The following is a 13,072-nucleotide window of genomic DNA, read 5'->3' on the forward strand; positions in this document are numbered from 1 at the left end:
TCGCGAGCAAGCTCGCTCCCACAGGGGTTGTGGTGAGCCAAACAACGCGCATAAAAAAAGGCCTGCATTTGCAGGCCTTTTTTATTTTCCGAATCGTTTACTTTTTTTAAAACGCTTATGGCTTGTGCGCCCGGGACAGGAATTCGTGAGACTGCATTTCCAGCAGACGGCTGAGGGTGCGCTGGAATTCGAAGTTCAGGCGACCGCCGGTGTAGAGGTCTTTGAGCTCGACTTCAGCAGAAATGATCAGCTTCACGTTACGGTCGTAGAACTCGTCGACCATGTTGATAAAGCGTCGGGCGATGTCGTCGGTGGTGACGCTCATTTGCTCGACACCGCTGAGCAACACGGCGTGGAAGATCTTGCCCAACTCGATGTAATCGTTCTGGCTGCGCGGGCCATCACAGAGTTCGCGGAAGTCGAACCAGGCCACGTCATCACAGGTGCGCAGGGCACGGATTTCGCGGTTCTCGATCATCAGCACGTCGTTTTCGATGGCTGCCGTGCATTCCGGCGTCAGGGCGCGGAAGCTCTTGCGCAAACTTTCGTGGGATTCATCGTCGAGCGGGAAGTGAAACAGCTCCGCTTGTTCAAGGTGGCGCAGACGATAATCGACGCCGCTGTCGACATTGACGATGTCGGTGTTCTGCTTGATCAGCGCAATGGCCGGCAGGAAGCGCGCACGTTGCAGGCCGTCCTTGTACAGACCGTCCGGCACGATGTTCGAGGTCGCGACCAGGGTCACGCCGTTCTTGAACAGCTCTTCCATCAACGTGCCGAGGATCATCGCGTCGGTGATGTCGGACACGAAGAATTCATCGAAGCAAATCACCCGGGCCTCGTCGGAAAAGCGCTTGGCAATGATGGTCAGCGGGTTTTTCTCGCCACCGAGGGTCTTCATCTCTTCGTGCACGCGCTTCATGAAGCGGTGGAAGTGAGTGCGGACCTTTTCCTTGAACGGCAACGCTTCGAAGAAGGTGTCTACCAGATAGGTCTTGCCGCGACCGACGCCACCCCAAAAGTACAGACCCTTGACCGGCGCCGCGTCTTTCTTGCCAAACAGTTTGCCGAACAGACCCGGTTTGCTGTGCGAGGCCGCGACCAGATCGTCGTACAGGCGCTGCAAATGGCGCACCGCAGTTTCCTGCGCAGCGTCATGGAAGAATTCCGGGCGTTTCAGATCAGCTTGATATCGTTCTAGGGGCGTCATAATTCGTTAGCAAGGCAACAAAAACGGGCCGTCACTGTAGCGACGGCCCGTGGGAATGGCAATCGGCCCTTGGTCGGGCCGAGCCGCTGATTTATTCCTGAACCGGCGTCAGAGCAACCCGCAGGGTCTCGATGGCAGCATCGCGAGCCGCACCGTCAGCGAAGGCCGGGCTGTCGGCAACGCACTCGCCTTCCAGCCAGACGCTGAAACTCAGGTCTTCGTTGCGCACGTCCAATGGCTGACCCGATTGCAGTTGCTTGGTCACCTGGCCTGCGGTTTTACCGTCGGCGAAGTTGCGCGACAGCAGCAGTTGCTCGCCGTCGGCCGCCAGCAGACGGAAGCGGAAACTGCCGTCGTCTTCGCGGAAACTGACAAAGCGCGCGGCTTTCGCGACTTTCTTCTTGGTGGTGGTCGCGACCTGGGTCTGAGCGACGAAAGAACGCAGACCAACCGCTTCACGCAGTTCATGAAGGAACGGTGTCGCCACCGAACGAGCCTTTTTGGCGCCGACCTGCAGGATGTCTTCCAGGTCCGCCGGGCGTTCGATCAGCTGGTGATAGCGCTCGCGGGACTCGCCCAACTCGTTATCCAGCAGCTGGAACAGACGATTCTTCGCCTCGCCCCAACCCAGCCCCTGCAACAATTCGCTGCGGAACTCGTCGGACTGCGCCGGTGTGGCGAAGGCCTGGAACAAGGTGAACAGGTGCGAGTTATCCGGATCCTTCGCCTCGCCCGGCGCACGGGAGTCGGTGACGATCCGCGAAATCGCGTCCTTCATTTCCTTGGCGCTGCTGAACAACGGAATGGTGTTGTCGTAGCTCTTCGACATCTTGCGACCGTCGAGGCCTGGCAGCGTGGCGACGCTTTCTTCGATCAGCGCCTCGGGCATGGTGAAGAATTCTTTGCCCTGACCGAACAGATGGTTGAAGCGCTGGCCGATGTCACGGGCCATTTCCACGTGCTGGATCTGGTCACGACCGACCGGCACCTTGTGGGCGTTGAACATCAGAATGTCCGCGGCCATCAGCACCGGGTAGCTGTACAAGCCCATGGTGATGCCGGCGTCCGGGTCTTCGCCGGTTTCGACATTCTTGTCCACCGAGGCCTTGTAGGCATGGGCGCGGTTGAGCAGGCCCTTGCCGGCGACGCAGGTCAGCAGCCAGGTCAGCTCTGGGATTTCCGGGATGTCGGACTGGCGATAGAAGGTTACGCGGTCCACATCCAGGCCACCGGCCAGCCAGGTCGCGGCGATTTCCAGACGCGAGCGCTGGATGCGCAGCGGGTCATCGCATTTGATCAGGGCGTGGTAGTCGGCCAGGAAGTAGAACGAATCGGCATTGCTGTCACGGCTGGCGATGATCGCCGGACGGATAGCGCCGGCGTAGTTGCCCAGGTGCGGCGTGCCGGTGGTGGTGATGCCGGTGAGGATACGGGTACGAGTCGTCATGGGTAATCGCTTGTCAGACTGCAATCAATTCGAAAGACGCGGCAGGATCAGATCCTTGAGATCGGTCAGCTTGCCATGAAAAAAGTGTCCGCATTCTGCCACTTTCAGCAGTTCATGGGGGCGCTCGAGTTTCGAGGACCAGTCGTAGACAGCTTGCGGATCGATGACTTCGTCGGTTTCCGGCTGGATCAGGGTCAGCTCGCCTTGCTGCGGCAGTTGATCCTGATCACCCAGGCGCATGACCGCTGGCGCAACCATGAACAAATGTTTCAGTTGTTCGCCATTCGCTTCCAGGCGTCCACCGAGACTTGCAGCAACAAAACCGCCGAAGGAGAAACCGAACAGGGTCAGCGGCAAGTTAGGATGTTTGGCCCGCAGCCACTCGGCGACCGCTTGAGCATCGTCAACTTCACCCGTGCCCATGTCGTGGGTGCCTTCGCTGGCACCCACGCCACGATAATTGAAGCGCACAGTAATCAAACCGGCATCGCGCGCAGTGCGCTGCAAGGTCGAGACGACTTTGTTGAGCATGGTGCCGCCCTGCACCGGGTTCGGGTGGCAGATCAGCGCCAGGCCGCGGGGCTGTTCGTTATCCAGGCCCTTGTTTTCCAAATACAGGGCTTCCAGTTGGCCGACCGGGCCATCAATCACTACAGGGGTTTCGCGCATAAGCAAGGAAGGAACTCCGTGACCTCGAATCGGGTCGACTCGTCTAGCAAATTGTCTGTGCCAATCTATTGCGAGTGAATCGCGGTATACAGCGCAGGTTCGAGCCGTTAACGTAAAGCAAAGCCGTTTATAGAGGAAGGACTCGTGGAACACTCGCTCTTAGTTTGGTTGTTGCCGACTCTTGCCCTGGTTGTGGGTGTCGCCATTGGTTTCCTGATCGCTCGCCTGGTGCCGAATGCCGCGCCTAGCAGCACACAACGTCAGCTGGATGACGTTCAGGAACGTTTCGACAGTTATCAGAACGAGGTGGTTACCCACTTCAACAGCACTGCAACACTGGTCAAGAAGCTGACTCAGAGCTATCAGGAAGTGCAGGATCACCTCGCCGAGGGTGCCAACCGCCTGGCCCTGGACGAGCAAACCCGCCAACGCCTGCTGGCCTCGCTGCACGCCGATGCGGCAGCCGCCCCACGGGAACGCCTGACGCCGCCGCGCAATCAGGAGCCACCTCGCGACTACGCCCCCAAAGCCCCGAACGCGCCGGGCATGCTCGATGAGCATTACGGCCTGAAGAAGTAATCAGGTTTCGCGCGACATGAAAAAGCCCTCGGATGAGTGATCGTCCGAGGGCTTTTTTAATTGCTGATGGTTTTTTGTTGCCTGGGGTTCAGTCAGACGATTATGGATACTGCTGAACAGTGCCTTGCTGCTGGCCGCCATACTGCTGACCCGGAATCGCCTTCAGGTTGACCTCGACCCGACGGTTCTGCGCCCGGCCATTGACGTCGCCGTTATTGGCAATCGGGTTATCCGGCCCGGCACCGCGAGCCGACAGGTTGGCACCGCTCACGCCTTGCGACGTCAGGTAAGTCGCCACGCTCTGGGCGCGACGCTGGGACAGGTCCATGTTGTGCTGGCGGCTGCCGGTGCTGTCGGTGAAACCGACGATCTCGATCTGGTTCTGACTGAACTCCTTGAGCGAGCCTGCCAGATTGTTCAGCGGCTGGTAGAAACTCGACGCGATGTTCGCCGAATCGGTAGCGAAGGTGATGTTGCCCGGCATGATCAGTTTGATCTGATCGCCCTGGCGCTGAACCTCTACCCCGGTGTTGGCCATGCTGGCGCGCAGCTTCTTCTCCTGCTGGTCGGCGTAATACCCGTAACCGGCGGCGGATGCACCCACCACCGCAGCGCCAATCAGCGCGCCCTTGCCACGGTTGTCGTGACCGATGGCGGCACCGGCCAGCGCACCGGCCAGAGCGCCGAGGCCGCCGTATTTGGCGGTTTTACTCATGCCCGTGGAGCCACCGTCGGCCTGACCCTGGTTGTCGTAAGGGTTAGGCGAGGCGCAGCCAGACAGCAAGGCCACAGCCGTAGCGACAATAATCAAACGCTGCTTGGTGAACATGAAGAGCTCCTACTTTTTACATTCTGTGGTGCAACGGACTAAGGCATTAAACCTTTGCGGGTGTTGGATCATTGCGGATGAAAATAATTCCGCGGCGTGCCCACACAACTGCACAAATCAGGCCCGCACAAAAGGGTTCTCGCGCATTTCATCGCCCAGACGTGTGTCCGGACCATGCCCGGTCACAACCGTCGCCTCTTCATCGAGGGTGTACAGCCGCTGCTTGATCGACCGCACGATGGTCGCCTGATCACCACCCCACAAATCCGTGCGCCCTACCCCGCGACGAAACAACGTGTCACCGGCAATCAGCAGCTTAGCCTCTGAAAACCAAAAGCTCATGGAACCCGGCGTATGACCCGGCGTGTGCAACGCCACGCCGCAGCCGCAGGCCAGTTCTTCATCATCGGCCAACCAGCGATCCGGCGGCGGCACCGGCGTGTAGGGCACACCGAACATCTGGCACTGCATCTCGAGGTTGTCCCAGAGGAATTGATCTTCTTTATGCAGATGCAGGGTTGCACCGGTTTTTTCCTTCAACTGACCGGAAGCCAGGAAGTGATCGAGGTGCGCGTGGGTGTGAATGATGCTGACCACCTTCAGGCCCAGTGCGTCGAGCCGCGCGAGGATCAGTTCGTGATTACCGCCCGGATCAACGACGATGGCCTTTTTGGTGATCGGGTCGCCGATGATCGTGCAGTTGCACTGCAACGGGCCGACGGGGAAGGTTTCGCGGATGAGGACTGTATTCGGGGTTTGCATGGGTTTAATCCTGGTGCCAAGGCTGGGTACTGCGGTTATGATCCGCAAAATTGATAGGTTATCCTCGCGCCGCGCCTATTTGAAACAGGACGGCAGGAAGCCAATGCCTGGTTCAAACGACTCTTGAAGCGTTTTTTGTAACGCTCAGCCCAAAAAGGATAATCCCATGCAAGAAGACTATCTCCTTCGTCAGGACATTAAAGGTATCGAAGCCTGGGCACAGGTCTGAACCATGCCTGAGATCCCGGTAGACTTCAGCTGTAAAACGACCTGCGCGTTTGTGGCAGGACGCGAGCACCTCAGAACTCAAACGCCTTGCCAGGACTATGTCGCGGCCAGAGAGTCCAACGAGGTGACCTGCATTTCATTGGCCGAGGGGGCTGATTCCAGAGCCAGATCCGAAATCGGCGCTCAAGTAGCGGTCACGGCAACCCTGGCCTTTGTCTGCAAAAACTTTGAAAGCCTCTGGCAAAACATGGACAAACACAACGCGAAGGCAGCCCAGCGACTGGTCAATCGCTGCCTGGACGCGTTCAGACGCAAAGCTGCAAAACTTGGCGGCGATATCAACGACCTGGCCTGTACCTTGTCGTTCGTCGCTTACTCACGAGGCCGCTACCTCGCAGGTCACTTGGGCGATGGCGTCATCGCAAGCGTTGACGCGGACGGACAACTTCAGGCCCTTTCTCATCCAGAAAATGGCGAGTTCGCCAATACCACCCTGTTTCTGACTGATCATAAAGCGGCGTCGCGGCTCAGGTTGTACCGTGGGCAAATCGAAGCCACGACTGGCTTCGCGATCATGAGCGACGGCACCGCGCAAAGTCTCTATGACAAATCCAGCGGCGTCCCCGCCCCGGCGATCCAAAAGCTGCTGGAGTGGAATGCAACGTTGCCCAGAAAAAAAATGAGGGAAGTATTGGGTGACAACTTGCAACAGTCCATTGCCAATAAAACCGGAGATGACTGCTCCATAGGCTTACTGTCGATCCTGAAGCACTCCATCGACGTGGGGCAGACATCCGGAGTGACTGTCTCAGAGGAGAAATGACCGAAAACCTCTGATCGCAAGGCCCAACTTGTTTCGGAGGTCTTCAAACGGTGATTACTGCAATACACCCAACTCTTTCGCCCTGGCGACCGCTTGCGTTCGCCGCTCCACCCCAAGCTTGCTGTTGATATGGCTGGCATGGGTTTTCACCGTGTGCAGCGAGATAAACAGCTGATCGCTGATTTCCTGATTTGAACAACCCTGGGCGATCAGGCGCAGGACGGCCATTTCCCGCGTACTGAGTTGTTCCGCCGCGGCGGATGACTCCGCTGCGGGACGGGCTGCCACCGTCGGAAGTTTTTCTGAAAGGCTCTGAGACACGGGCGTCGGCGCACCGAGTTGAAGTTGGTTACGTAGCCAGTCAGGATGTTCAGCCAACAACCCGACAAACGGTTGCAGCGCCCCCCCGGCCGCAGCTTCCAGTGCCTGACTCAAGGCCTTGCGGGCTTCGGGTTCGCGTCCGCCCCCCAGCAATAACGTCACTTTCTGAGTCAGTGCCATCACGCTGAGCAGCTGCCTGCCCGTTTGCTGCCCATGCTCAAGCAACGCATTCAATCGTCCTTCGGCCAGCATCGGCTGCCCTTGAATGACCTCCAGCAAGGCCTGTTGCAACTCGATATGCAACGGCAGTTGCGGATGGAACTCCGGAGGGGCTGCCGCGTGTTCGCCGTTGTAGGTCTGGCCCAAGCGAGCGAGCCAGGCTTCGGCCAGGTCGGTACGCCCCTGAGCCAGCCAGAGTTCGCATTTGACCAGGGTGATCATCGCCAGGTAGTAGATTGGTGGCACGTCCCAGATGTGCATCAGGCGCTCGGCTTCGGCGAGTTCGGCGAAGGCTTTGGCGAATTCGCCGCTGCTGCCCTCAAGCCTGGCGATCACGCAGTGACCGATCAATACGCTGATATCACGACAGGCGCGTGCTTCATTCAAGCCGGCTTGCAAGCGTGCCCGCGCGGCTTGGGGCTGCAAGCGCAGGGCTAGCAAAAAGCCTTCGTACAAAATCAGTCGGGCGCGCACTGCATAGAGCCGTTGCGGGGATAACCGTTGCAGGCGTTGCAGCCCCTGGCGCACTTCATCCAGCGCACGCAGGATTTCCCCTCGTGCTTGCAGCACGCGAGCGCGGTCGTAGTGGGCCAGCGCTTCGAACAGCGGGTTGCCGACCCGTTGCGCCAACTCCAGAGATTCACGGTTCAACCCGCGCGCACGCCACAAATCGCCGTCGGCAATGGCCAGGTTGGACAGGGTCGAGAGGCACATCAGGCGCTGCCCGTAACGTTTGGCGGGCAGGCTCTCCTGCGCTTCGGTGCAATAGAGCAGCGTCAGCTCGCGATTGCCGCGTCCGCGAGCGATGATCCCGCTCAGGGCCAGCCATTGCGCCAGCATGGATTTCTGCGCAGTGGCCGACGGGGCCGGCAGGAAGCGGCTCAAATGACTGGCCAGCTCCTCGGCGGCGTCCAGCTGACAGGCCAGCCCCAGCGCCCAGCTGTACAGCACGATCAACCGTGGCGTGCTGATCAGCAGGCTGTCGGGCAAGTCCATTTTCCAGCGCAGCAACATGCCGACGTTCTGCTCGGCCAACAGTTGTTCTTCGGAGAGGTTCTGCACCAGGTTCGCCGCGACGTCCAGGTGCCCGGCGCGCAATGCCTGCTCCACCGCTTCATCGAGCAGCCCCTGGGCATTGAACCAGCGACAGGCGCGCAGGTGCAGGCTGGCCGCCGGTACCATCGCTTGCGCGGTAGGCCGGGTGCGCAACAGGTCGGAAAACAAATGGTGGTAGCGATACCAGTGACCGTTTTCATCCAGTGGCACCAGGAACACCTGATGGGCCAGCAGAAAACGCAGGATCTCGGCACTGTCATGGGCTTCGCGAACGGCATCGCACAGTTCGCTGCAAAAGCGTTCCTGAGGTGCTGTGTCGTAAAGGAATGACTGCACCTCGGCGGGCAGACAATCGATGACTTCTTCGAGCAGATAATCGCGGATCAGCCCTTCCCCGCCATGCAAGGCCTGCGGCAAAGCACCCTGGGAGCCCGCTTCAGACGCCGCCAGCAGCCAGAAACGCAGTCCGGCAACCCAACCTTCGCTACGCTGGATGAGGCTCTCCAGCGCTTCGCCGCGCAAAGAGCTGCTGTGCCGATCGAGCAGGGTCAAGGCTTCATCGTGAGTCAGGCGCAAGTCCTGTTCATTCAACTCGAGCAGTTGCCGCGACAGCCGCAGGCGCGCCAGATGCCAGTCCGGCCGCTGCCGACTGGTGACCATGACCAGCAAGCCGTCAGGCAGGTGATTGAGGAAAAATTGCAGGCAGCGATCAAGAACCGGGCCCTGCGCCAGATGGTAGTCATCAAGCACCAACAGCAGGGGCGTACTCAAAGACAGGTGCACGGCCAACTCATCGAGCAAACCGTCCAGCCATTCTTCAAAAGCAAACGGTTGATGCCGCTGCCGCATTTTCAGCAGTCCCAGGGACTGGCTGCCCAGTTGCGGAAAATAGTCCTGGAGGCCTTCGAGCAACCGCTCAAGAAAACGTCCGGGATCACTGTCTCGCGGACTCAACCCCAACCACAGACTTTGCCAGTGAGCCGGCAAGCCCTGACAGAACTCCACTGCCAACGAACTTTTGCCAAACCCCGCCGGTGCGCTGACCAGCAACAGCCTGCCACCGAGCCCCGCACTCAGGCGCTCGCACAGACGAGGCCGCAGCACATGGCCGTCAGGCAACGGAGGTCGAAAAAAACGCCCGTCCAGTGCCGCGACGGCAACGCTTGCAGGGCCCGGGTGTGGGGACAGATCAGTCATGGCCGGCTCTTGTTTGAATGGCGGTTGGCGGCGTTGCAGATGTCCGCAGCCTAGCGGTAAACGAAGAGGGAATGAAGGTTATTGCTACAAATGGCTACAAAAAGAATACAAGCAAAGGTATCTGCCTGATCTGAACTCACCTTGTAGCAGCGATCGTTATGAAATTCAAAAAAAACGCCCCGAACCAGTCGGGGCGTTTTTCGAGGATGCGGCCTCTGTTCAGGGCAGCTTAGCGAACACCATCCTGGCGCAGAGCCGCCGGAGTGAAGTCGCTGGTGGTGGCAGTGAAGCCAAAGTCATACGCCGATTTCTCTTCGTTCTTCATGCCCAGCGCCAGGTAGCGGCCCGATTGCAGGTCGTACAAGGTTTCCAGGGTGTACCACGGCACTTGAACGTTGTAGTAGTTCTGGGAGTGAGCTTCCGCCACACGCCACAGTTGATTACGACCGTCGTAGTGGTCGATCACGGCCGCTTGCCAGGTGTCTTCGTCGATGTAGAAGTCACGCTTGGCGTAGATGTGACGCTGACCTTCCTTCAAGGTAGCCACCACATGCCAGACCCGACGCAGCTCGTAACGCGCCAGGTCCTGGTTGATGTGACCGGCCTTGATGATGTCGTCGTACTTGAGTTGCGGCGAGTCGAGTTTGTAGGCGTCGGAGGCGATGTACATCTCTTTCTTGCCTTCGAGTTTCCAGTCGTAACGATCCGGTGCACCGTTGTACATGTCCAGGTTGTCGGAAGTACGCAGGCCATCGGCTGCGGTACCCGGCCCGTCATAGGACACTTGTGGTGCGCGACGCACACGACGCTGACCGGCGTTGTAGACCCACGCCGAACGTGGCTCTTTTACCTGGTCGAGGGTTTCGTGTACCAGCAGCACACCACCGGCCAGACGTGCCGGCGCGGTCACTTTCTGCTTGAAGTAGAACAGGATGTTGCCCGGGTTCGCCGGATCGTAATCCTTCATCTTGTCGCGGAACACGAACTGGTCCTGGAAGTACACCAGGCTGTACGAACCGTTCGGCTGCGGCGTGGCCTGGGTCACCAGACGGGTCACGCTGCCACCGCGATAGCGGGTGATGTGGTTCCAGATGACTTCGACGCCGGTCTTCGGAATCGGGAATGGAACTGCGGTTTCGAAGTTCTCCAGACCGTTGCCGCCAGACACCAGGTTAGTAGCGGTGGCGTTTTTCTTGATGGAGGCAAACACGGCATCCGGCACGGTCGCGCCGCGATGGGACGGGTAGACCGGCATTTTGAAGGTTTCCGGGTAGCGCTTGAACATCGCGTACTGGCCCGGTGCGAGTTTGTCCTTGTACTGGTCGACGTTCTGCGCCGTGATGGTGAACAGCGGTTTTTCACTGGCGAACGGGTCGGACAGGAAGCCTTTGCCGTCGACGTTGCCGGCGTTTTTCGCCATCGGTTTCCAGGCCGGGATCGATCCGTCAGCGTTGCCTGCCATCTCGGCGCCCATCGGGGTCAGGCTCTTGCCCAGTTTGTCCGCTTCGGCCGCAGGGACCGCCGCCATGACACCGGTTGCCAGCAGCGAAAGCCCCAGAACACCGACGTGGAACAGACTCTTTATTATTTTCATAGGTGTGTTCGTCCTGATAATGCAGTGCTTAGAAGTTCACGCCGAAGCTGAGCGCAACGAAATCGCGGTCATCGACGGTGGTGTACTTGCCATCAAAGAAGTTGGTGTAAGCCAGGCTCGCGGTGTAGGTGTTCTGGTACTCGGCATCGACGCCCAGGCTCACCGCTTTGCGACCTTCCTCGAAGTTGCCGCCAGGGCCAGGCGAGTAGCCTTCCACGTCATGAGACCAGGCCACGTTCGGCTTGAGGTTCACACCGGCGAATACGTCGTTGTATTCCCAGATGGCACGACCGCGGTAGCCCCAGGAGTTTGCGGTGGTGAACCCGTCGTTTTCGCAGTAGCGACTCACGTTGTTTTGCGGTCCGCCTGCCAGGGTGCCGGTGTTCAATGTCTGGCACTGACCACCTGGCAATGGACCAGGGCCGTAGCTCGGGTCACGGCCGTAACGCGCTTTGTTAGTGCTTTCCAGACCGCCAACGTGAGTAAAGCCGACCTCGCCCACCAGGGTCAGTCGCTCGGCGCCCATCACCTGGTCGAAGAAGTGAGTAAGAGTCGTCTGGAGCTGGGTCACTTCCTTGCGGCGATAGCCTTTTTGATCCGCCCCTGGCGTACCCTGGAGCACGGAAACGTTAGGGTTCAGAGGTGTCAGACCGGAAAAGAGAATGTCAGTGGTGTTGAGCTGAACCGGCGCATTCGGCCGGTAGCTGACTTCACCACTCCACGCAGTACCTGTCGGTAACGTGGTGGAGAAGCTCAAGCCATACAGGCGAATATCTTCAGGGTACTCGACGTAGTAGCTGGAGTTACCGGCCACATTCAATGGCAACAAGGTCGGTGCCAGGTTACGCGCGACAGCGAGAGGAACACCCCTGGCCACCAGCGAGCCCACCAGGCCCGCCGCGCTGTAAGCGCTCGCCGGAGCACCTTTGCCGCTGAAAATCGGCGCACGGCTGTGGTAATTCATGAAGTAGGCGCCGAACTCGGTGTCCAGCGGATCGAACATGTATTTGAAGGACACGCCAAATTGACCGCTGTCACGGGCATCGCGATCCGGACCGCGACGAACGATTACACCTTCATCCGGGTCACCCCAGGTCACGCCCCTGGCAGCCAGGGTGTTGATGCTGGCGTTACGCAACGAAGCCGGCAGCCCCGCAGCCGTCAGTGCACTGTTGAGCCCGTTACGGGTGCGCAGTACGGCCAGGTTGTTGTCGCAGCCATCCGAAATCACGTCCGGTTGCGAGAAGAAGGTGCCGCAGTTGTCGGTAACGGTCTGGTCCCATTCGAGCTGGTAGAAGGCTTCGGTCGAGAGGTTCTCGGTGAGGCTCTGGGACACGTAGAACATGTTGACCGGGATCAGGCCTTCCTTGATCTCGGCACCGGGGCGACGGAACGCGGACACGTCGATCGGGTTGATCGAGTTGATACCGCCGCCGATGAAGGTACTTTCACCCCAACTCACTACTTGCTTGCCCAGACGTACGGAGCCCGGCTGATCGGCAACGGAATAGTTGTGGTAGACGAAGGCGTCGAGGATCTGGCCGCCGGAGGACTTGGCGCCTTCCTTGCGGTTGCTGTCGCTGATGTCCTTGAACGGACGACTTTCGTCCTTGAGTTCAAAGTCGTACCAGTATTTGCCACGGACGAAAACGCCGGTATCGCCATATTTCAATTCAAGGTCATGGATGCCCTTGAAGATCTTGGAGAACGTTTCGCCGCTCTTGAAGTTCAGGTGACCGTCGTCGGAAGTCTGGGACAGGCCGCGGCCGCCGTTGTTGACGCCGATAAGGTTCTTGTTGGCACTTTCAGTAGACCAACTGGCACCGATCGACAGGGACGAGTCAAACTGACCTTCGATTTCACCAACGTTGAAACTGACGCCGAATGCTGGCCCGGCGAGCGTAGAGGCAAGACTGACGGCCAAAGGCAGTTTTGCCCGGCGCCAGAACTGGTTTACTGATGTCATCGACGCTACTCCATGTGCATTATTGTTATGGCAGTGAGCACTTTTAAAAACGCTGTGGATGACTGGGAGCCAAGGTGTCCCTAAGTCATTCCAAAGTTGCATCGCCCCGGTTTGTGCGTTTGCTCCGTTCTTAAAAATCCTTGAGCGGACTATAGCCAGCAGGTAGTACTGC

Annotated in this window: 10 protein-coding genes; 2 read left to right on the forward strand and 8 right to left on the reverse strand. The window is 58.9% G+C overall.

Translation table 11 applies throughout. The features are described 5' to 3' along the window. Positions 1 to 115 precede the first annotated feature (115 nt). The 3 genes from zapE to ACIQU2_RS22240 form a co-directional block, all read right to left on the reverse strand. Entirely contained in the window at positions 116 to 1,210 is a 1,095-nt protein-coding gene (gene zapE, locus ACIQU2_RS22230; protein ID WP_347803342.1) for a cell division protein ZapE, read from the reverse strand. A gap of 91 nt (positions 1,211 to 1,301) precedes the next feature. Beyond that, positions 1,302 to 2,657, reverse strand: coding sequence for a tryptophan--tRNA ligase (locus ACIQU2_RS22235; protein ID WP_403143994.1), 1,356 nt, complete (start codon positions 2,655 to 2,657; stop codon positions 1,302 to 1,304). A 24-nt stretch (positions 2,658 to 2,681) separates the two neighbouring features. Next, positions 2,682 to 3,326 (reverse strand): alpha/beta hydrolase, encoded by a 645-nt coding sequence (locus tag ACIQU2_RS22240; RefSeq protein ID WP_403143996.1) that lies wholly within the window; start codon positions 3,324 to 3,326, stop codon positions 2,682 to 2,684. 144 nt (positions 3,327 to 3,470) lie between these two features. Here ACIQU2_RS22240 and ACIQU2_RS22245 point away from each other — a divergent pair, with 144 nt between their 5' ends. Beyond that, the gene (locus ACIQU2_RS22245; protein WP_123365671.1) at positions 3,471 to 3,905 is read left to right on the forward strand and encodes a YhcB family protein; all 435 of its coding nucleotides are present in this window, start codon (positions 3,471 to 3,473) and stop codon (positions 3,903 to 3,905) included. Positions 3,906 to 4,005: 100 nt separating this feature from the next. Here the strand turns inward: ACIQU2_RS22245 and ACIQU2_RS22250 are convergent, their stop codons facing one another. Then, positions 4,006 to 4,734 carry an OmpA family protein gene (locus ACIQU2_RS22250; protein ID WP_403143997.1) on the reverse strand — a complete coding sequence of 243 codons (729 nt, stop codon included), beginning with the start codon at positions 4,732 to 4,734 and terminating at the stop codon, positions 4,006 to 4,008. 117 nt (positions 4,735 to 4,851) lie between these two features. Beyond that, entirely contained in the window at positions 4,852 to 5,496 is a 645-nt protein-coding gene (locus tag ACIQU2_RS22255) for an MBL fold metallo-hydrolase (protein ID WP_347803338.1), read from the reverse strand. 232 nt (positions 5,497 to 5,728) lie between these two features. Between ACIQU2_RS22255 and ACIQU2_RS22260 the strand changes: the two genes are divergently transcribed. Then, positions 5,729 to 6,547: a PP2C family serine/threonine-protein phosphatase gene (locus ACIQU2_RS22260; RefSeq protein WP_403143999.1), complete on the forward strand. Its 819-nt coding sequence runs from the start codon at positions 5,729 to 5,731 to the stop codon at positions 6,545 to 6,547. A 54-nt stretch (positions 6,548 to 6,601) separates the two neighbouring features. Here ACIQU2_RS22260 and ACIQU2_RS22265 read toward each other — a convergent pair whose 3' ends face one another. The 3 genes from ACIQU2_RS22265 to ACIQU2_RS22275 form a co-directional block, all read right to left on the reverse strand. Next, positions 6,602 to 9,340 carry a LuxR C-terminal-related transcriptional regulator gene (locus tag ACIQU2_RS22265; RefSeq protein ID WP_403144001.1) on the reverse strand — a complete coding sequence of 913 codons (2,739 nt, stop codon included), beginning with the start codon at positions 9,338 to 9,340 and terminating at the stop codon, positions 6,602 to 6,604. A 229-nt stretch (positions 9,341 to 9,569) separates the two neighbouring features. Continuing rightward, positions 9,570 to 10,934: a DUF1329 domain-containing protein gene (locus ACIQU2_RS22270; RefSeq protein WP_403144003.1), complete on the reverse strand. Its 1,365-nt coding sequence runs from the start codon at positions 10,932 to 10,934 to the stop codon at positions 9,570 to 9,572. 28 nt (positions 10,935 to 10,962) lie between these two features. Further along, the gene (locus ACIQU2_RS22275) at positions 10,963 to 12,900 is read right to left on the reverse strand and encodes a DUF1302 domain-containing protein (RefSeq protein ID WP_283181621.1); all 1,938 of its coding nucleotides are present in this window, start codon (positions 12,898 to 12,900) and stop codon (positions 10,963 to 10,965) included. Positions 12,901 to 13,072 lie beyond the last annotated feature (172 nt).

The sequence above is a fragment of the Pseudomonas sp. NPDC098740 genome (genome assembly GCF_044760065.1).
Classification (GTDB): Bacteria; Pseudomonadota; Gammaproteobacteria; order Pseudomonadales; family Pseudomonadaceae; genus Aquipseudomonas; species Aquipseudomonas rossensis.